General features: G+C 71.5%; 18 protein-coding genes. 4 read left to right on the forward strand and 14 right to left on the reverse strand.

Features of this window, described 5'->3' with window-relative positions; translation table 11 throughout:
* Nucleotides 1-383 precede the first annotated feature (383 nt).
* The 5 genes from ABH935_RS40110 to ABH935_RS40130 all read right to left on the reverse strand — a co-directional run bounded on the left by ABH935_RS40110 (nucleotide 384) and on the right by ABH935_RS40130 (nucleotide 5118).
* Nucleotides 384-1256, reverse strand: a complete 873-nt coding sequence (locus ABH935_RS40110) for an SDR family NAD(P)-dependent oxidoreductase (RefSeq protein WP_370383211.1) — start codon at nucleotides 1254-1256, stop codon at nucleotides 384-386.
* 140 nt (nucleotides 1257-1396) lie between these two features.
* Nucleotides 1397-2161, reverse strand: a complete 765-nt coding sequence (locus tag ABH935_RS40115; protein ID WP_370383212.1) for a peptidylprolyl isomerase — start codon at nucleotides 2159-2161, stop codon at nucleotides 1397-1399.
* Between the two features lie 179 nt (nucleotides 2162-2340).
* Complete coding sequence (locus tag ABH935_RS40120) at nucleotides 2341-3156, reverse strand: peptidyl-tRNA hydrolase (protein WP_370383305.1); 816 nt, start codon at nucleotides 3154-3156, stop codon at nucleotides 2341-2343.
* Between the two features lie 31 nt (nucleotides 3157-3187).
* A complete protein-coding gene (locus ABH935_RS40125; protein ID WP_370383213.1) occupies nucleotides 3188-4228 on the reverse strand; it encodes an NAD(P)-dependent alcohol dehydrogenase in 1041 nt (346 codons plus the stop codon).
* Between the two features lie 545 nt (nucleotides 4229-4773).
* Nucleotides 4774-5118: a hypothetical protein gene (locus tag ABH935_RS40130; protein WP_370383214.1), complete on the reverse strand. Its 345-nt coding sequence runs from the start codon at nucleotides 5116-5118 to the stop codon at nucleotides 4774-4776.
* On the opposite strand from ABH935_RS40130, the gene ABH935_RS40135 reads away from it, so the two are divergent.
* The 4 genes from ABH935_RS40135 to ABH935_RS40150 all read left to right on the forward strand — a co-directional run bounded on the left by ABH935_RS40135 (nucleotide 5102) and on the right by ABH935_RS40150 (nucleotide 8583).
* Nucleotides 5102-5593 (forward strand): hypothetical protein, encoded by a 492-nt coding sequence (locus tag ABH935_RS40135; protein WP_370383215.1) that lies wholly within the window; start codon nucleotides 5102-5104, stop codon nucleotides 5591-5593. The genes ABH935_RS40130 and ABH935_RS40135 overlap by 17 nt on opposite strands.
* 4 nt (nucleotides 5594-5597) lie before the next feature.
* Complete coding sequence (locus ABH935_RS40140) at nucleotides 5598-6269, forward strand: hypothetical protein (RefSeq protein ID WP_370383216.1); 672 nt, start codon at nucleotides 5598-5600, stop codon at nucleotides 6267-6269.
* Between the two features lie 83 nt (nucleotides 6270-6352).
* The gene (locus tag ABH935_RS40145) at nucleotides 6353-7150 is read left to right on the forward strand and encodes a hypothetical protein (protein WP_370383217.1); all 798 of its coding nucleotides are present in this window, start codon (nucleotides 6353-6355) and stop codon (nucleotides 7148-7150) included.
* Nucleotides 7147-8583 carry a hypothetical protein gene (locus tag ABH935_RS40150; protein ID WP_370383218.1) on the forward strand — a complete coding sequence of 479 codons (1437 nt, stop codon included), beginning with the start codon at nucleotides 7147-7149 and terminating at the stop codon, nucleotides 8581-8583. Before ABH935_RS40145 ends, ABH935_RS40150 begins: the two co-directional genes overlap by 4 nt.
* 103 nt (nucleotides 8584-8686) lie before the next feature.
* Here the strand turns inward: ABH935_RS40150 and gatB are convergent, their stop codons facing one another.
* From gatB to ABH935_RS40195, 9 genes are all read right to left on the reverse strand, one after another.
* Nucleotides 8687-10192: an Asp-tRNA(Asn)/Glu-tRNA(Gln) amidotransferase subunit GatB gene (gene gatB, locus ABH935_RS40155; RefSeq protein WP_370383219.1), complete on the reverse strand. Its 1506-nt coding sequence runs from the start codon at nucleotides 10190-10192 to the stop codon at nucleotides 8687-8689.
* 2 nt (nucleotides 10193-10194) lie between these two features.
* Nucleotides 10195-10416, reverse strand: a complete 222-nt coding sequence (locus tag ABH935_RS40160) for a hypothetical protein (RefSeq protein WP_370351735.1) — start codon at nucleotides 10414-10416, stop codon at nucleotides 10195-10197.
* Complete coding sequence (gene gatA / locus ABH935_RS40165; protein ID WP_370383220.1) at nucleotides 10413-11933, reverse strand: Asp-tRNA(Asn)/Glu-tRNA(Gln) amidotransferase subunit GatA; 1521 nt, start codon at nucleotides 11931-11933, stop codon at nucleotides 10413-10415. The genes ABH935_RS40160 and gatA overlap by 4 nt, the downstream gene beginning before the upstream one ends.
* A gap of 1 nt (nucleotide 11934) precedes the next feature.
* Nucleotides 11935-12246, reverse strand: a complete 312-nt coding sequence (gene gatC / locus ABH935_RS40170; RefSeq protein WP_370351737.1) for an Asp-tRNA(Asn)/Glu-tRNA(Gln) amidotransferase subunit GatC — start codon at nucleotides 12244-12246, stop codon at nucleotides 11935-11937.
* 139 nt (nucleotides 12247-12385) lie between these two features.
* Entirely contained in the window at nucleotides 12386-13225 is an 840-nt protein-coding gene (locus ABH935_RS40175; RefSeq protein WP_370383221.1) for a PhzF family phenazine biosynthesis protein, read from the reverse strand.
* Between the two features lie 88 nt (nucleotides 13226-13313).
* Nucleotides 13314-13490, reverse strand: coding sequence for a hypothetical protein (locus ABH935_RS40180; RefSeq protein ID WP_370383222.1), 177 nt, complete (start codon nucleotides 13488-13490; stop codon nucleotides 13314-13316).
* A gap of 88 nt (nucleotides 13491-13578) precedes the next feature.
* Nucleotides 13579-16443 carry an alpha/beta fold hydrolase gene (locus tag ABH935_RS40185; protein WP_370383223.1) on the reverse strand — a complete coding sequence of 955 codons (2865 nt, stop codon included), beginning with the start codon at nucleotides 16441-16443 and terminating at the stop codon, nucleotides 13579-13581.
* Between the two features lie 74 nt (nucleotides 16444-16517).
* On the reverse strand, nucleotides 16518-17363 hold the full coding sequence (locus ABH935_RS40190) for a hypothetical protein (RefSeq protein ID WP_370383224.1): 846 nt from the start codon (nucleotides 17361-17363) through the stop codon (nucleotides 16518-16520).
* 67 nt (nucleotides 17364-17430) lie between these two features.
* Nucleotides 17431-19569: a putative bifunctional diguanylate cyclase/phosphodiesterase gene (locus tag ABH935_RS40195; protein ID WP_370383225.1), complete on the reverse strand. Its 2139-nt coding sequence runs from the start codon at nucleotides 19567-19569 to the stop codon at nucleotides 17431-17433.
* Nucleotides 19570-19577: the final 8 nt, after the last annotated feature.

Genomic DNA, 19577 nt, shown 5'->3' on the forward strand with positions numbered 1-19577 from the left:
TCGCTGTAGAGCGCCCGCCGGAGGCCTCAAGGTGCCCACCACGCACGACGATTGCCGCCTACGACATGCGCAGTGACTCGGACCGGCGCGTGGTCGTGCACGCGAAAACCGCCACCCGCCAGCGCACTGCCGCAGAAGCCTGAACCGCCGCGCGGTCGTGCACGCGCAAACCGCCAGCCGCCAGCGGAACCTTCGGGGCACAACCGAACTGCGTCCCCCTGCGAGGTCATCAACCCCTGCGCGAAGCCGTAAAAATCGCCTGTAAAACCACGAGCAAACCGGATCCCGCACAACCCACCAAGCCAAGCAACTCACCCAGCGCCCCACCTCCACCTCCACCTTCCACCCCCACCTTCCACCCCCACCCCCACCCCCACCCCCACCTACCGAGCCGCATACCCCCCATCCACAAGGTGATAGCCCCCAGTAACAAAACTCGCCCGATCCGACAGCAAAAACGCGACAAGCTCCGCGACCTCGTCAGCGAGCCCCAGCCGCCCCATCGGATGCAGCGACACCAGCAGTTCGTGCTCCGCGGCGTCCGTGTTCGACAGCAGCGGGGTCTCGATGAAGCCGGGGCCGACGGAGTTCACCCGAATGCCGTGGGCGGCGTACTCCAGGGCCGCGGTCTTGGTCAGGCCGACGACGCCGTGTTTGGCCGCGCTGTAGGCGGGCGCTGCGGCGAAGCCGTTGGTGCCGAGGATGGAGGACATGTTGACGATGCTGCCGCCGCCCGCTGCCAGCATCGCGGGGATCTCGTAGCGCATGGAGTAGAAGACGCCGTCGAGGTTGGTGGCGAGGACGCGGCGCCAGTCGTCGAGCGGGTAGTCGCCGGTGGGGGCGGTGGGGCCGGCGATGCCCGCGTTGTTGACCGCCAGGCGCAGGGGGCCCAGGCCCGCGACGGCGGCCGCCACGGCGGACTCGACGGAGGCGGGGTCGGTCACGTCCAGGCGGATAGCCAGCGCGGGGACGCCGGATTCGGCGAGTTCGGTGGCGGCGCGCTCGGCGCCGTCCAGGTCGTAGTCGGCCAGCGCCACCGCGGCGCCGCCGGCGGCCAGGCGGCGGGCGGTCGCCAGGCCGATGCCCGAGGCCGCGCCGGTGACCAGGGCGGTCAGGTCGGCGAACTCGATGCCGGCCGGCTCCAGGTCGATGGTCGCGATGGCCGCCGCGGTGTCGTCGCCGACGCCGGAACCGGACTCGATGGTCGACGCCTCGCCGTCGGCCAGGTTCTGCGGCGGACTCAGATCACTGTCCATGGTTCGATGCTGCGGGGCGGCCGGGGGTCCGGCAACAGGAACCGTGACGGCGGGTCCGCGGGCGCGCCGACGAAAACGGGCCGGCCGACTCCGCACTGAAGTCGTCGACCGGCCCGCACGCGACGAAGCGCCGCGAACCGCTAACGGTCCGAGTGAATCCGCACGTGGTGGAACAACACGTAATCGTTCGGGTAGCCGTCGCCGGGCCCGTTCTGGTCGTCCTCGCCGGCCGCGGCGATCTTCTGCAGCACGTCCATGCCGCTGGTCACGACGCCGAACGGCGTGTAGTCCGGCCGCAGCTTGGTGTCCTTCCACGTGAAGAAGAACTGGCTGCCGTTGGTGTTCGGGCCGGCGTTGGCCATGGCGACGGTGCCGGCCGGGTACGTGGCGCCGGCCAGGTTCTCGTCGTTGAAGGAGTACCCCGGGCCACCGCTGCCGGTGCCGGTCGGGTCGCCGCACTGGAGTACCCACAGGCGCTGCGTGGTGAGGCGGTGGCAGTGGGTGCCGTTGTAGTAGCCGTGGTCGATCAGGAAGCGGAAGGAGAAGGTGGTGCACGGCGCGGCCGAGGTCAGGGCCTTGACGGTGATGTCGCCCTCGCTGGTGTGGAACACCACCGAGTACGGCTGCGCCGCCTTCTTCGCGTCGAACTGCGGGATGCCCTTGAAGTCGTCGGCGGGCACGGCCGGGACGAAGCCGCAGGGGTCGGCGGCGGTCGTGGCGGCGGTGTGCCCCACGGCGGCCGGAGCGGCGGCGTCAGCGGCGACCACGGTGGCGTGGCCCGGACGTACCGGGGCGGCGCCACCGGTGGCTCCGGCGCCCGACGCGGCGGCAACGCTGACGCCGAGCAGCAGGGCCGCCGCCGCGACGAAGCGGCCGGACCGGCTGGAGAGGCGGGATATCCGCATGTTTCAGCTCCCTGAGAGGTTGGTCAGGACGCTTGGAGCCTTTCCCAGCCGCGTGTCCGCTGTAAACCCCTGATGAGCTTTATGGAGCGGCGAATGCCGACCGATCGGGTCGAACCGGTCTTCGAATTCTGAGTTGCCGAGTTGCCGAGTTGCTGAGTTGCTGAGTTGCCGACAGCGGATCAGCCGTCGCCGAGCACCGGCAGATCGGCGACCACCGTGCACGACCCCGGCGCGATCTCGGTGAAGCCGGCATCGCGCACCAGCGGCCGTCCGGAGTCGGCGAGCGCCGGCCAGGCGTCCTTCGCCGCGACCCGCACGGCGAGCGGGAACCCGGCGTCGGCCCACTCCTTGCGCTGCGCGTCACTCAAGCGCCACCACGCGATCTGCGCGGCGTGGCCAACCTGAGCCATCGCCTTGCCTGCGGTCATCTCCAGTTCGGGGTTCAGCCACAGCACCGGCTGCGAACCCGGCTCGACCGGCGCGGGCGGTTCGGCGTCCTCCAGGTCGGTGCCGGAGACCTGGAGGCGCGCGAGGTCCTTCGGCCAGGCGTCGAGCGGGACCGGCGGGTAGACGCGGACCTGTGCCGGGTCATTCTCCGCGGTTCCGACGACCGTGATGCCCGGCAGCGCTTCGGCGCGGGTCCACTCGGCGCCGCGGGCGCGGCGCACGACCTTGCGGATGCGGCCGTCGGTCCAGGCACGGACCAGCGGCGTCCACTCCCCGTCGGGCTCGGTGGAGCGGGGGTCGGACAGGAAGGTGAGGACGGCTCGCGCCGACGTCTCCAGCGCGTCGGTGCGCTGCGGAGGCATGGCGCGCTCGATGCGGACGACCAGCGGCAGGACGTATTGCGGGTTCGCGTCGCGCGCCGCTGCTTCGGCCTCGGTGGCCGAGGCGACGGCGGGCACGGTGGGATGTGTCGCCGCCGCGACGGCGGGCGTGCCGGGCACGGCAGCGGTGGGAGTGGTCGGTGCCGAAAAGGGGTCGCCGGATTCCATGATCGAGCCAGTCACCCCAGCAGAATATGCGTCAGCCGTCGGGCACGATGACGGCCCGCCCCCGGACCTGGCCGGCGTGCAGCCTTTCGTACGCCTTCGGCGCCTCCTCCAGGCTGTACGTCTCGACGTGGACCGACACCGATCCGTCGCGCGCCAGGTCGAGCACTTCGATCAGCTCGGCCCGCGTTCCCCAGTACGGCGCCCGGAACGCCGCGTCGTAGGGCGTCACGCCGAACCCGACCTGCGCGCTGCCGCCGCCGATCCCGACGATCGTCACGTCGGACTCCACGCCGGCGCAGGCCGAGGCGAGCGCCACGGTCGGCGGCGCGCCGACGAAGTCGAACACCGCCTCGGCGCCGCGCCCGCCGCTCAGCTCCCGCACCGCCGCCGGGGCCTTCTCGTCCGACATCAGCGCCGCGTCCGCACCGACTTCCCGGGCCAGTTCCAGCTTCTCCGGCGCCACGTCCAACGCCACGACGCGGGCCGGGCTCAGGGCGCGCAGCAGCTGGATCGCGACGTGCCCGAGGCCGCCGGCGCCGATGACCACGGCCGTGCTGCCGCCGACCAGTTTGGGCAGCGCGGTCTTGATCGCGTGGTACGGCGTCAGGCCGGCGTCGGTGAGGGGGACGTTGCGCACCGGGTCCAGGTCGCCGAGCGGGACGAGGTGCCGCGCGGAGTCGACGAGCAGGTACTGCGCGATCGCGCCGGGCGCGCCGAGCCCGGGCGGGAAGATCTGGAGCTCGGCGGCGCGCAGGCAGTAGTTCTCCTTCCCCTGCGCGCACATGTGGCACATCCCGCAGCCCCAGGGCCCGTAGACGGCCACGCTGTCGCCGACGGCGAAGCCGGTCGCGCCCTCGCCGAGCGCCGCGACGGTGCCGGCGCCCTCGTGGCCGAGGGTGAGCGGCAGCGGGAAGCGGAGCGCGGCGGCGGGCATGCTCATCACCGCGATGTCGGAGTGGCACACGCCGGCGGCGGTGACCTTCAGCAGGACCTGGCCGGGGCCGGGTTCGGGGTCGGGGACGTCGACGACCACCGGGGCGGCGCCGACCGCGGGGTACTGGAGGGCCTTCATCGCGGGACCGCCTTCCGGGTCGGGCTTGGTCGGGCTGGGTCGGGCTGGGTCGGGGTCGCGCTCGGGCGGGGTCGGGATCGGGCTCGGACTCGGGCTGCGTCGGGCTTGATCGCGGTCGGGCTCGGGCCGCGTCGGGCGGATCGGGCTCGGGGGGCATCGGGCTTGATCGCGGTCGGGCTCGGGCCGCGTCAGGCTTGATCGCGGTCGGGGTCGGGCTTGGTCGGGCTGCGTCAGGCGGATCGGGCTCGGGCTGCGTCGGGCGTTTCTCAAGGCACGCCTCAGCATCGGTCCGGGTCGCGGACCGACGCCGGAGACCATCTTGACCATCTCGACCACCTTGACCCGCCGCGGCTCGGGCCGCAATCGTTCGGCGGTCCCGGGCGGTGTCGCGGGCCGCCGATCGGTGGAATCCACAGCGGATTCCGGGCGTCCGACCTGCGGGTGGAAATCGTGGCCCAACCGTGATCTCAAATGAGGTTTTCCGAACATCTTCGCGACTGGGAAGATCCTCGTCTCGTCGATGTCTCGGCGTTCTCTCGTCAGTTTCAGGGGTGGGCGTTGCCAGGAGTGCGTGGTCCGGGCGCCGGTCGCAGACGTGCGACCATCGCGGCGTTCTCTGTCGGATGGGTTCTGATCGCGGGTGGGACCGCCGGGGCCGTGGTGGCCGTGGGGCGGGGCCATTCGTCGCGGACGGACGCGGTTTCGCAGCCTGCTGCGACGTCGCCTTCGAGTCCTGAGGCTTCGCCGAGTCCTTCTTCGAGTTCGTCTTCTTCGTCGCCGGTCGCTTCGTCTTCCTCCTCATCCTCTTCGTCGTCTTCGTCGTCGGCCCCGCCGTCGCCGTCCTCGACGGTGACCGGGAGCGTCTCGAACGGTGTGCACAGCGGCGACATCCGCTACTTCCTACTGCCGGTCCCATCCGACGCGTCGGCGGTCGGCACGCCGGACGGCGACGCGCTGACCGCGGCCGCTGCGGCGGCGCCCTACTCGAACAGCTCTGAAGTCCTGAAGTTGTTGGGGCAGGTGGGCTTCAAGGGCGGCGCGACCCGCGCGTACCAGACCGGGGACGCGAAGTATCACGTCACCGTGCGGTTGCTGCGTTTCGGCTCGGCGGACGTCGCCCGGGCCTGGGCCAACGCCGATAAGGAGATGCCGGGCTGGTCGTCGTTCAGCATCCCCGGCTATCCGGACGAGAAGGCGTACGACATCCCGCTCGACGCGTCGCTGGGCGAGGCGCGGCTGCGCGCGGTCGGGTTCCGGGGCGATGTGTTCTTCGAGGTGAACGTCTACGGCCAGCCGCCGGTGGACCACGCGGTGCTGATCGACCGGGTGCGCAAGCAGATCGACCGGCTGGACACGGGGAGGTGAGGGCGTGAAACGACGGACCGGACTGCTGTTCTCCTCGGCGGTCGTGCTCGGGCTGGTCGGCGGCGCCGTCGGCGGCTTCCTGATCCAGCAGGCGCGGCCGGCCACGCCGTTGCCGCCGTTCCAGCGGACGCTCGCGGCGGCGGCCGGGCCCGGGATCGCGGACCCGCACGACGCGACGACGGACGACGGCACGAAGCTCGACGGCGACCTGCGCGCGGTGCTGCTGGCGACGCCGGCGGGAGCGAAGGACACGACGGACTTCGCGCCGCGGGAGTGGTTCGGCATCGCGGATCTGGCGGAGTACTACAGGGATTCGTCCAACACGCTGACGCTGCTGAACGCGGAGGGTTTCCGGCGCGCGGTGCGGACCGGGTGGACGCTGGCGGACGGGACGCGCGTCGAGATCGATCTGGTGCAGTTCCGGACAGTGACGGGGGCGAAGTCGTACACCGCGTCGACGTACACCCCGGTCGACCCGAACGCGCCCGTGATCGCGGGGACGGCGACCGGGGCCGTGAGCAGCCCGGGACAGAAGGACTCCGACGGGTTGTACACGGCCTACGGGCTGGTGCGGCACGGGGAGTTGGTGGAGCAGGTGTTCGTGAGCCGGGCGAAGAGTGCGCCGTCGACGGACGAGGTCGCGGCCGTCACCAAGGATCAGGCGGGGCTGCTGTGAGTGAGTCCGGTGATGGGGTTTTGGAGCCGGTGACGGAGCCGGTTTCGGTTTCGGAGTTGGGTTCGGTGTCGGAGCCAGTGCTGATGCAAGCGCCGGCGACTGAGCTGGTACCGGAGCCACAGCGGCAGTCGGCGCGACGCCCCGGGTGGTTCGTGGCCGGCTGGCTGGTGTCGGCGCTGGCGGTCGGGGCGGGCGCGGGGTTCGGGATTCTGGCCGCGACCGGGACGTCGAAGGACTCTGCGACGGCGAGCGGGCAGGTGTCGCCGACGACCGGGCCCGCCACACCGACGTCGCCGCAGCCGAGCGTCACCTCCGGCGTGCGGCCGGACGGCACGCACTACGGCAGCGTGAAGGACTTCCTGCTCCCGATGCCGGCCGGCTACGTGCCGGGCCCGGACGAGGGCGGACTGGGCAACGACTCGACGATCGCCCCGGACCAGGCCGACCCGACGGTCGCGCTGCTGTTCGGTACGCTGCCGGCCTCCGACATGAGCAGCGCGAAGGGCGCCATCGCCAACGGCGGGATGAGCGACGGCGCGGTGCGCACGTACGCGAACGACTCCGGGACCCTGGACCTCGCGGTGACGGTGCTGCGCCTGAACCCGGCCCAGGCGGCGGCGAGCGCGGGCCAGTTCGAGCGCGTGGTGAAGCAGTCGCACGCCTTCCGCAACGGCCCCAAGGTCCCCGGCCACCCGGAGGCGCTGTGCGTCCTGCCGGTGACGCACGTCGGCGACCGGCTGGACACCATGACCTGCCTGGCGACGGTCGAGGACACCTTCGCCATCGTGCGCGCCGAGGGCACGGTGCCGCTGGACACGAACGCCGTGACCGAGCTGTTCGGGCAGCAGTTGGACACGCTGAAGGGCGGGCTGGGGACGTGAGCGCGCAGGATGATGTGCTGGCGGCTTTCGGGGAGCTGCCGAGGAAGACGAAGACGGCCGGAGTAGAGGCCGGCGAGCAGGCCGAGGCAGGCGCGGAAACCGGGGCAGGCGCGGCAGATGCGGCCACCAGTAGCGCGGCACCGACAGCATATGTCGGCGACGGTCCAGCCGAAGCGAGCACGGAAACCGGGGCAGGCGCGGCCGATGCGGCCACCGGCAGCACGGCACCGGCAGCGCAAGTCGGCGACGGTCCAGCCGAGGCAAGTGCGGAAACCGGGGCAGGCGCGGCCGTCGGCGGCGGTCTAGACGCGGCAGGCGCGGCCGGTGCGGCCACGAGCGAACCGGCATCAGAGCTCGCACATTCCTCGGCGCCCGAGCAGCAGGTCGGCGGCGATCCGGCAGACGCGGGCGCAGAAACCACGGCAAGCACAGCCAACGCCAGCGAACCACCGCCGGCGAAGCGGGTCGGTGGCGGTCGGGCCGAGGCAGGTGCGGAAACCGAGGCAGGCGCGGCCGACGCGACCGCCGCCAGCGAACCGGCACTGGCGGGGCAGATCGGCGCGAGCGAGCCCAGATCACAGCCAGAGCCAGAGCCCGCCAGTGCGATTCCCAACCAGCCACACCAGCCACACCAACCGCATCAGCCGTACCTCGACCCCGCAGCCTTCTTCGCCGAGTTGCAAGCCGAGTCCGCGCCGCAGCCGAAGGCCGGCCGGCGCCGGCTCGTCCTCCGCTACGCCTCGGCGCTCGGTCTCGCCGTTGCGATCGGTGCGGGTACCGCCTTTGCCGTGAGCCTCCCCCGGCGCACCGACGTGCCGTTCCTCGCCACGCCGGGCGACGGGCGCTACACGTTCCCCGCTGCCGTGCGGCCTGCGCCGCCGGCCGGGGAGCCGGTGCCCAACAACGGCAGCAATCTCGGGCAGATTCACTATGGCGATCTGCGGCAGTACCTGTTGCCCGCGCCGACTGGCGCTTCGCCGAAGGAGGACGGTTGGGAGCGCGTCGCGGATTTCGAGTCCTCTATCTCCGGGTCCGAAGTGTCCGACCACCTCTACGACGCGGGTTTGCGGCGCGTCGCGTGGCGCGGGTGGAGTGCGGTGGACGGGCAGCACACCGTCGTGGAGTTGCTGCAGTTCCCTGATCATGAGGCAGCGTCGGACGTCGAGAGCATGCTGGAGAACGCTTCGTTGGCGAAGGCGGGCAAGCCGGAGGGTGGCGTGCCGCAGATGGCGGTGCGGTCGTTCGGGGACCTCGCGCAGAGCGTCGCGGTGCACAAGTTCGATCAGGTCGACGGGCTGCCGGGGCAGGTGGAGCGGCGGGTCGTGTTCGCGAGCGGGGACGTCGTCGCGATCGTCACGACCACCGCGCCGGCCAAGGTCTCGGACCTGACGACCGAGCAGGTCGCGATGCTCCAGGCCGAGATGCTGCGCTGAGGCACGCGGTGAAGCGGGACGAGTACAGCGGGCCGTCTCCCGGTCGATTCGGAGACGGCCCGCTGTACTCGCTTATGTCGGGATACTGAGGAAGCTCGGGCACTCAGCCCGAAAGCCGCTCCAACAGCAACTCCCGCACCCGCGCCGCGTCGGCCTGGCCGCGCGTCGCCTTCATCACGGCGCCGATCAGCTGGCCGGCCGGGCCCTGGTTGCCGCCGCGCACCTTCTCGGCGGCGTCCGGGAACTGCGCGATGGCCCCGTCGATCGCCGCGAGCAGGGCGCCGTCGTCGCTGACGACCGCCAGGCCGCGCTTCGCGACGACCTCCGAGGGGGACCCCTCGCCGGCCAGGACGCCCTCGATCACCTGGCGTGCCAGCTTGTCGTTCAGCGTGCCCGCGCTGGTCAGCCCGACCAGCTCCGCGACCTGCGCCGGGGTGATGGCCAGGGCGCCGAGGTCGACCTCGGTCTCGTTGGCGTGCCGGGCCAGCTCGCCCATCCACCACTTGCGGGCCTGGTCGGCGGCGGCGCCCAGGGACACCGTCTCGACGATCAGGTCCACCGCGCCGGCGTTCAGGATCGACTGCATGTCGTGGTCGGTGACGCCCCACTCGGCCTGCAGCCGGTTGCGGCGCACGCTCGGCAGCTCCGGCAGCGTCCCGCGCAGCTCGTCGACCCAGGCGCGGGCCGGGGCGACCGGGACCAGGTCCGGCTCCGGGAAGTAGCGGTAGTCCTCCGCCTCCTCCTTCACGCGGCCCGGGGAGGTGGTGCCGTCGTTCTCGTGGAAGTGGCGGGTCTCCTGGATCACCGTGTCGCCGGCGTTGAGGACGGCGGCGTGCCGGCGGATCTCGAAGTTCACCGCACGCTCGACCGAACGCAGGGAGTTGACGTTCTTCGTCTCCGAGCGGGTGCCGAACTTCTCGCGGCCGATCGGGCGCAGCGAGAGGTTGGCGTCGCAGCGCATCTGGCCGAGCTCCATGCGGGCCTCGGAGACGCCGAGCGCCCTGATCAGCTCGCGCAGCTCGGCGACGTAGGCCTTGGCGACCTCCGGGGCGTGCTCACCGGTGCCGGTGATCGGCTTGGTGACGATCTCGATCAGCGGGATGCCGGCCCGGTTGTAGTCGACCAGCGAGTAGTCCGCGCCGTGGATGCGGCCGGTGGCGCCGCCGACGTGGGTGGACTTGCCGGTGTCCTCCTCCATGTGCGCGCGCTCGATCTCGATCCGCCAGGTCTTGCCGGCGGCCTCGACGTCGAGGTAGCCGTTGAAGGCGATCGGCTCGTCGTACTGCGAGGTCTGGAAGTTCTTCGGCATGTCCGGGTAGAAGTAGTTCTTCCGCGCGAACCGGCACCACTCGGCGATCTCGCAGTTCAGCGCCAGGCCGATGCGGATCGCGGACTCGATCGCCTTGGCGTTCACCACCGGCAGCGAGCCGGGCAGGCCGAGGCAGGTCGGACAGGTCTGGGTGTTCGGGTCGGCGCCGAAGGCGGTCGGGCAGCCGCAGAACATCTTGGTGACGGTGCCCAGCTCGACGTGCACCTCCAGACCCATGACCGGGTCGTAGGTGGCGAGGGCGTCCTCGTACGAAGGCAGGTTCACAGTGTTCGTACTCATGCTCAGGATTCCGCCTTCCGGGAGGACTTACGGGCCCGCAGGACCTGGAGCACACCGACGGCCAGGGCCGCGCCCGACACCGCGGCGTCGGCGAGCGCCAGCTTGTCGCCGTCGGCGCGGGCCTCCTTGAAGCGGCGCAGCAGGACCGGGGCCAGGGTCACGGAGCTGCCGATGGCGAACAGGGTGCCGAAGGTGCCGAGCGGCTTGTTCTTCTTCTTGCTCACAGCGACGGCACCTCCTCGATCAACGGATGGCCCCACTTGGTGTTCATCGCGGCCTCGACCGCGGCGCCGACCCGGTAGAGGCGGTCGTCGGCCATGGCCGGGGCGATGATCTGCAGGCCGACCGGCAGGCCGTCCTCGGGGGCCAGGCCGACCGGGACCGACATGCCGGCGTTGCCGGCCATGTTGGTGGGGATGGTGCACAGGTCGGCCAGGTACATCGCCATCGGGTCGTCGGCGCGCTCGCCGATCTTGAAGGCGGTGGTCGGGGTGGTCGGGGAGACCAGCACGTCCACGTCGGCGAAGGCGCGGTCGAAGTCGCGCATGATCAGGGTGCGGACCTGCTGCGCCGAGCCGTAGTAGGCGTCGTAGTAGCCGGAGGACAGCGCGTAGGTGCCGAGCATGATGCGGCGCTTGACCTCGGGGCCGAAGCCGGCCTCGCGGGTCAGGGCCATGACTTCCTCGACGCCGTTCACGCCGTCGTCGCCGATGCGCAGGCCGTAGCGCATGGCGTCGAAGCGCGCCAGGTTCGAGGAGCACTCCGAGGGCGCGATGAGGTAGTACGCCGGCAGCGCGTAGTCGAAGGACGGGCAGTCCACTTCGACGACCGTGGCGCCGAGGTCGCGCAGCGTCTGCACGGCCTCGTGGAAGCGCTGGCGGACGCCCTCCTGGTAGCCCTCGCCGTCGAACTGCTTCACCACGCCGATGCGCATGCCCTCGACGTTCGCCAGCTGCGCGGCGCCGACGACGTCCGGGACCGGCAGGTCGATGGAGGTGGAGTCCATCGGGTCGTGGCCGGCGATCACCGCGTGCAGGAGCGCGGCGTCCATGACGGTGCGCGCGCAGGGGCCGCCCTGGTCCAGGGAGGAGGAGAAGGCGACCAGTCCGTAGCGGGAGACGCCGCCGTAGGTCGGCTTCACGCCGACGGTGCCGGTGACCGAGGCCGGCTGGCGGATGGAGCCGCCGGTGTCGGTCCCGATGGCCAGCGGCGCCTCGAAGGCGGCCAGCGAGGCCGACGAGCCGCCGCCGGAGCCGCCGGGGATGCGGGTCAGGTCCCACGGGTTGTGGGTGACGCCGTAGGCGGAGTTCTCGGTGGAGGAGCCCATCGCGAACTCGTCCATGTTGGTCTTGCCGAGGATGACGATGTCGGCCTCGCGCAGCCGCCGGGTGACGGTGGCGTCGTAGGGCGGCAGCCAGCCCTGCAGCATCTTGGAGCCGCAGGTGGTCGGCACGCCCTTGGTGGTGAAGACGTCCTTGAGCGCCAGCGGCACGCCGGCCAGCGGGCCGAGCTGCTCGCCGCGGGCCCGCTTGGCGTCCACCTCGGCGGCCTTGGCCAGCGCGCCCTCGGCGTCGACGTGCAGGAAGGCGTGGACCTTCTCGTCGACCTTCGCGATGCGGTCCAGGTGCGCCTGCGTGACCTCGGTGGAGGTGACGTCGCCGCTCTTGATGGCGCCGGCGAGCGCGGCGGCCGTGCTTCTCGTCAGATCTTTGGTCAGATGCAGATCGCCGTCGAAAGTCATCTCAGTCCTCCCCGAGGATGCGCGGTACCCGGAAACGCTGGTCCTGCGCGGCCGGCGCCTGGCTCAGCACGTCGGCCGGGTCCAGGCACGGCTGCTCCACGTCCGGCCGGGTGACGTTGACCAGCGGAAGCGCGTGCGAGGTCGGCGGGATGTCCTGGCCCTGACCGAGCTTCTGCACGGCCTCGCTGACACGGGCCACCGAGCCGAGGATGACGTCGAGCTGCTCGGCGTAGTGCGCGAGCTCGTCTTCGGACAGGTCGAGCCGTGACAGGAGCGCCAGGTGGGCGACCTCTTCACGGGTGATAGCGGGCATATGCGCGGATCCCTACGGTGTGGACTCTGCCTGGATTGAGAAGGCGGTAGCGGACAACGTAGCCATCCTACTTCGGGGGTGTCAGGTGACTTTCCGTCACGGGCCGGGGACGGCGCGCCGGATCGGCCCGTGCGAGAACCTACGCCAGCGCGACCGCCGTCCCGGAGACCGAGATCCCGCCCTCGCCGGCCGGGATGCCGACGGTCAGCAGGCTGGGCCGTCCCATGTCCACACCCTGATGCAAAATCACCGTCGCGGGCACCGGGACCAGGTCCAGCTCGCGCAGGTAGCCGCCGAAGGCCGCGGCCGCCGCGCCGGTGGCCGGGTCCTCGAAGACGCCGCCGACCGGGAAGGGGTTGCGGACCTGGAAGACGTCGGGCGACTCGCGCCAGACCAGGTCGATGGTGGTCCAGTCGTGCCGCAGCATCAGGGCGCGCAGCGCGTCCATGTCGTAGTCGAGCTCGGTGAGGCGGGCCCGGCTCGGCGTGGCCAGGATCGGGTGCCAGGCGCCGCCGAAGGCGATGCGGGGCGGAAACGCGTCGTGCAGGTCGCTCGCGGTCCAGCCGAGGATGGCGAGCAGTTCGGCCAGGACCGGGCCGCGCAGGTCCTCGGACTTCGGCGGGACGCTGACCAGGGTGGCGGTGAGCGTGCCGTCGGCCGCGGCGACGGTGCGGACCGGGACGGTCCCGGCGCGGGTGTTCAGCGTCAGGTCGCCGGGGCCGTGCCGCTCGGCGTACGCGACGGCGGTGGCGATGGTCGCGTGGCCGCAGAACGGGACCTCGGCCAGCGGGCTGAAGTAGCGCACGTCCATGACCCGGTCGCGGTCGGTCGGCAGGAGGAACGCGGTCTCGGAGTAGCCGACTTCGGCGGCCGCGGCGAGCATCGCGGCGTCGTCCGCGCCGCGGGCGTCGAGGACCACGCCGGCCGGGTTGCCGCCGGCCGGGTCGGAGCTGAAGGCGGTGTAACGAAGGATGTCCACGCCTGAACCGTAGCCCGTTGGCGCGGCAGGATGGCAGATCCACTTCGGGGTGGGTGGACCCGAACCTCAGGGCATTCCGAACCGAACCTCAGGCCGTCCCGAGCCGGAACAAATCCCGCCCCGCCGATTCGCCGTCCGCCCCGTCGGCGTCGAGCGCGCGCCGCACTATGTCCCGCGCCGCCGCCAGCTCCGCCGGATCGACCCGGTGCGGGCCCGCGTCGGCGAGCGTGTCAGGGGCCTTCGCCTCGCGTCTGAACCATTTCATGATCAGCCCTCTCCCAGCGCGTCGTCACCGACGCTAACTCGGCGCCGCGGTGCAGGCAAGCAGACTCCGTCGTCCTGCGGTGCATCACCTAACCTCCCCCACGCAGCCGGTCGGTAATCTCCGCGATCAGGCGCCTGGTCTTGTCCGTGAGGCGGTGTTGCGGGCCCAGGACGCGCTCCTCGTCGGCCAGCAGGGTGCTGAGTTCGTCGCGGGCTTCGCTGACGAGTCCCTGTTGCAGCACGGCCATGCCGAGGAAGTGCCGGATGCCCAGCGCGCCGGGTGAGGCGGTGTCGGCGACCCGGCTCAGGCCGCGCCGCAGTTCCCACTCGGCCAGGTCGGGCTTCTGTTGGTAGAGCAGCGAGCGGCCGAGCGTCTGCCAGGCGTAGAGCGTCTCCGGGTACGACGGCGTCCACAGCTGGTCGCAGGCCGCCAGGATCTCCCGGCACATCGTCTCGGCCTGGCTCGCGCCTTCCACGTGCAGCAGCGCGCGGGCCCAGGTGTGCCAGACAGTCACGGTGTCGCGGTGCCGCCAGCCGTTGATCCGGCGCGCGGCGGGCAGGATCTCGCGCAGCATCGCCTCGGCCTCGATCCAGCGCTGCTGCTCCAGCAGGGCTTTGGCGAGCTGGTGGCGGCTGGCCCAGGTGTTGGCGTGGTCGGGCCCGTGGCCGGCGATCTGGCCGGCGATCACCTCGGTGAGCTCGGCTTCGGCGCGGTCGTAACGGCCCAGCTCGATCGAGAGCCGGGCGCGTTCGTGGCGCAGGGCGAGGATCTTGGTGTCGGTCGGGGCGAAGCGGTAGCCGGCGCAGCCGTCGATGAGCGCGTCCAGCAGGGTGCCGGCCGGCTCCAGCAGGCCGGAGGCCAGCAGGTAGCGCGCGGTGGTGCGGGCCAGGTTCAGGGCCGAGACGACGAGGAAGCGCTCGCCGCTGGTGGCCGGCGAGGTGACGGTGGACAGCACGGCGTCGCGCGCGTGCGGGAACAGCGCGGCCCACACGGCCCAGTTGTCGGGGTCGTCGGCGGTGCGGTTCTCGGTGGCGGCGGCGAGGACGTCGAGCATGGCGCGGCCGTAGTCGACGCGGTGCGCCTGGACCTGGTCGTCCTCGCGGAAGACGTTGTGGACCATCGGGTGCAGCGACAGGAACTCGCTCAGGTCCGGGTCGTCCGCGCCGCGTTCGTGCTTGCGGATCAGGTGCGCCTCGGCGAGCTGCCCGATGGCCAGCCGGATCTGCTCGATCGGGACGCCGGCGAACAGCGGGGTCTCGGTCAGCATCTCCGGCCGGGCCAGCAGCCGGTAGGGCACCGCGGTGTCGGACAGGCAGGCGAACAGGTGCAGCAGGCGCGTCGCGGCCGTGGTGAGTCCGCGCGCCGACAACAGCAGCGACTCGCGCACGATGCTCAGGCCCAGCACCTCCTGGCCGGACTCGGCCGCGGGGTCGCCGTTGCCGGCCTGCTCGCGGGTGCGCCACTCGGCGAGGTAGCCGGCGAAGTCCGACAGGCCCGGCTCAGACAGGAAGACCGCGCCGGTGGACACCGAACGGACCCGGCTCGCGGCGGCCCGCAACGCCAGCGGCAGCCCGCCGAGGGCACGCGAGAGCTGCCGGGCCTGCTCCACTCCCCCGCAGTCGGGACCTGCGATGTCGAGGAGTACGTCGGCGCCGTCGTACTCGCTGAGCGGCTCCACCCGGTGGATGCGGCACCAGGGGCCCCACACGTCGTTGTGGCCGCCCCGCGCCGTGACGATGACCGAGCCCTTGGCCGACGTCACGTCCCGGACCCAGCCGGTCCCGTCGTAGCGGCCGGTGTCGGAGGCGACGCGGCCGAGCTGCTGCGGGTCGGTCGCGCCGTCGAAGACCAGGAGCCAGGGCCGGTCGTGGTGCTCCAGGCCGCGCCAGACCAGGTCGGTCTGGCTGCGCTCACCGCGCCACGCCTCGTCGATCTCGCCACGCGGCAGGCCGAGCAGATGTGCCACCTCCCGCATCCGGGGCGCCAGCTGCGGGACCGAGACCCACCACACGTTCCAGCCCTCCTCTTTGCGCCGGGCCGCCACCTCGGAGGCGATGTGGGTCTTGCCGATGCCGCTCATGCCGGACAGCACGTGGACCCGGCCGCGTCCCGGCGCCATCAGGGCACTGACGAGCGCGTCCCGGCCGCGCAGCCGCCCGAGGCCGGCCGGCGGCTCCACCGAGAACTGGATCGCCTGCTGCTCGACGGCGTCCGCGCCGGTGCCGAGGACCGGGCCTGGCCGCTCCGGATCCGCCGCGGCCAGCAGCGCCGACTTGAGGATCTGGTACTCCATGGCGCTGTGATCGGCGGGCTTGAGGATCGAGAAGTGGTCGGCGGCGACGGTCTCGGTGGTCGGGAACCAGCCGGTGGCCTCGATGCGCGGGACGATGTTGTCCTCACCGCCGACCACCGCGGTGACCGGGATGGGGCAGGTGTAGTCGGTGACGGCGTCGGCGTTGACCACGTTGCGCAGTACCAGCTGATGCGCCTCGAAGACCTCGCCGTCCAGCAGCCGCAACTGCCGCTCCTGCGGATGCCGCGCACCGAACGCCAGCCGCCGCGTCTTGGCGAAGAACGGCGAACCCAGCGTCGGGCAGGCGTAGAGCACGATCTGCCGGATACGGACCAGATCCCGCGCCTGCCCCCGAATCGTCGCGCTGGCCAGGAACTTCTGCACCACCAGCCCACCCTGGCTGTGCGCGACGAGCACGATCGACCCGGCCTCGCGCAGATCCTCGGCCTTGAGCCGGGTGGCCAACTGCGCGGCCAGATCAGCGAAATCCGGGATCCGCCGATCAGGCCGCAACCGCACCTTCGGCGTGAAGTACTGCATGGTGTGCGTCCGAACGAAGGCCGAGTCAGGGTCTCGGCCGAGCAGGTCCTGGAAGTGCGACCACGTGTCCGCGCCGGAGAACAACCCGTGGACGAACACCACATGCACCCGCGACGACATCGACGCCCCTCCCGTGGCCGACAGGACGGCGGCGGTGTCGTCCCCCGAGAAACCGTAGCGGTCTCAGGGTTCGATTACCCGCCCGTCCCGTACCTCACGCTGAGCGTGATGGCGATGACCCCGCTGTGGGCGGGATAGGCCGTGGCCACCTGAGCGGGGCTGTAGGGCTGCCAGGCGCGGTAGTACGAGGTGCCGGCCGACGGGTCCTTGAGGGCGCGGTCATGGTCGGACGTACCGTCGTCGAGGTCCGGAAGGTGCGGAGCCCGCGTCACCTCGACCTGGCAGGGCTTGTCCGCGTACGCCGCCGTACCGGTGGGCGGGGTGAAGTCGTTCGTGATCGGCACGTAGTACGTCAGCTTGACCACGTTCGACCGCAGGGCCGCCGCCGCGATCTGCGACGAGTCGGCGTCCCGGGGCACCTGACTCGTGGTGTCGAGTTCCGCGACCAGGCCGGGCCGCTCCTGCTTCGGCAAGACCACCTGGCCTTGGGGACGCCACCCCGCCCCGTCCAGAGCCCCGTCGAGCTGTGCGAGGCGTTGCTTGAAATCACCGTCGAAGGCCTCGTAGACCGTGTCAGTCCGGGTGCACGTGACGGGGCTCCACGTCGAACGGGCCCCAAAGAAGGCACTCGGGGTGTAGACGGTCCGGCAGACGTCCGCCACCGTCGTTCCCAAGTAAGCGGCCCAGGGCAACGCGGCACGGACTTGGCCGATCCGGCTGTCCACCTGAGCGCTGACCGCTTGATCCGCGGACCGAGCTATGGCCGACTGCGCCGCTTTCACGACGTCGGGCTGTGACTCGGGCTCCATGTTCTGTTCGGTCGAGTAGACCGACACCCCGAGCCACACCAGCGGTACAGCCACGATCACCGCACAGCCGCCGGCCAGTTTCGCCCCCGTGGACATCGAGCCCCCGTCCATAACCTGATGGTGCGCACTGCGCCTTCCATGAGTACAGACGACTTCGACCGCGGTTCGGGTGTCACGCCTACGCGGAAAGCTGATCCGGAGCCGTCCCGTTGGCGGAAGAACTCGGCGCCGCCGAAGGCACCCCCTGCGCCAGCAGCGCGCAGATCTCCGACGCGGGCAGCGCCTTGGCCACCAGCCAGCCCTGCGCCTCGTCGCAGCCGTAGTCCTCCAGCGTGGACCAGGTCGCGGGGTCCTCGACCCCTTCGGCGACGACGCGCAGCCCCAGCGAGTGCGCCAGGTCTATGGTCGATCGGACGATCGCCGCGTCATCGGCGTCGAAGCCGATGCCGCCGACGAAGGAGCGGTCTATCTTGATCTCGTCGAAGGGCAGCCGGCGCAGGGTCAGCAGCGAGGCGTAGCCGGTGCCGAAGTTGTCCAGCGACAGCCGGACGCCGAGCTTGGACAAGCCGATCAGCGCCGCCCTGACGCTCTGCGCGTCGCCGACCAGCACGCGCTCGGCGACTTCCAGTCGCAGCGCCTCGGGCCGCACGCGGTGCTGTGCCAGCTTGCGTTCGACCATCTCCACGAAGTGCGGGCTCTCGATGTCGCGCAGCGAGACGTTGACGGCGATCGGCACGCCGTAGCCGTTGCGCCACCACAGGGCGGCTTGCCGCAGCGAGATGTCGAGGATGTACTCCGTCAGGCGCGCCATCAGGCCGCTGCTTTCGGCGAGCTTCACGAACGTCTCCGGCGGTATCGCGCCGCGCACGTCGTGCCGCCAGCGGGCCAGCGCCTCGACGCCGACCACGCGGCCGTCCTTGAAGGAGGCCTGCGGTTGGTAGTGGACCTCGATGCGGCCGGCGTCCAGGGCCTCGCGCAGGTCGCTCAGGAGCGCCAGCCGGTCCGGGCTGTTGCGGTCCTTCGCCGGGTCGTAGCGGACGAAGCCGGTCTTGCCGCGCTTGGCCTCGTACATCGCCACGTCCGCGTGCCGCAGCAGGACGTCGTAGTGGCTGGCGTCGTCGGGGTGCAGGGCGATGCCCAGGGAGGCCTCGACATCGAGGTTGAAGCCGTGCAGGCGGTAGGGGACGGCGACGGCGTCCAGCAGCCGCTGCGCCAGCTGCTGCGCGGCCTCGACGTCCGGCAGGCCCGGGAGCAGGACCGCGAACTCGTCGCCGCCGAGCCGGGCGACCATGTCCTCGGCGCGGACCGCTGCCGACAGGCGCTGGGCCACCTCGCGGATCAGCTCGTCACCGGCGGCGTGGCCGAGGGTGTCGTTGACTTCCTTGAACCGGTCCAGGTCCAGCAGGAACAGGCCGATCTTGCCGTGCGGGACGGCGACCGCGGCCGGGGTGCGGCCGGAGGAGTACAGCGAGGACGGCCCGTCGCCGTCGGTGGCCGGCACGGTGCCGAGCATGATCTCGGCCTGGCGTCGCAGGGCCTTGCGGTTGGGCAGCGCGGTCAGCGGGTCGTGCAGCGACTGCCACTCGCTCTCGTCGAACGCCAGGGCGCTGCGGTAGAAGACCAGCAGCACCGGTATGAACAGCACGATGAGGTACGGCTCGTGCCGCATCACCACGGTGATCAGCGGCGCCAGCACCACCGAGGCGCCGACCACCTGCAGCTCGACCCGCCACTCACGGCGGGCGATGCCGATCAGCCGGACCCCGGTCCACAGCGCCACGGCCTGCCAGACGAAGAACAGGTTCACCACGAAGTACGCGACGCCGGCCAGCAGGATCGCGGCCATCGAGGTCACGCTCGGGGCCCACGGACGCCCCGGGGTCGGGACTATGCCGAAACATCGCAGCACCAGGCACGCCGCGCCCAGGGACAGCGTGAACTGCGAGACGTTGAACAGGATCCGCCACCAGGTCCGGCGCCCGGCCGCGCCGCCCACCAGGGAGGCCGCGGCCTGCACCATCGCGGCCAGCGGCCAGCCCGCGAGCATCAGCAGCGCGATGGTGAACACCGTCGTGGTGGCGGCCTCGCGGTTGGTGTGCTGCAACTTCATCAGGGGCCGCAGTTCCCCGAGGAAGACCAGGCAGATGGTCATCAAGAGCGCGGGCACCGACTGGGTGGTGGGTCCGGAACCGTGCCAGTTCAAGACCAACAGCGCGGCCAGGATGGTGATCCCGGCCGCGCTGACGGAGGCTACGAAGGCGTACAGACGTCCGGGATCGGCCTTCGGGCCGTAGTCCGGCTCGAATGGTCGGTGCATGGAGCGGA

Origin of the sequence: Catenulispora sp. GAS73 (genome assembly GCF_041262085.1) — a bacterium.
Taxonomy (GTDB): Bacteria; Actinomycetota; Actinomycetes; order Streptomycetales; family Catenulisporaceae; genus Catenulispora.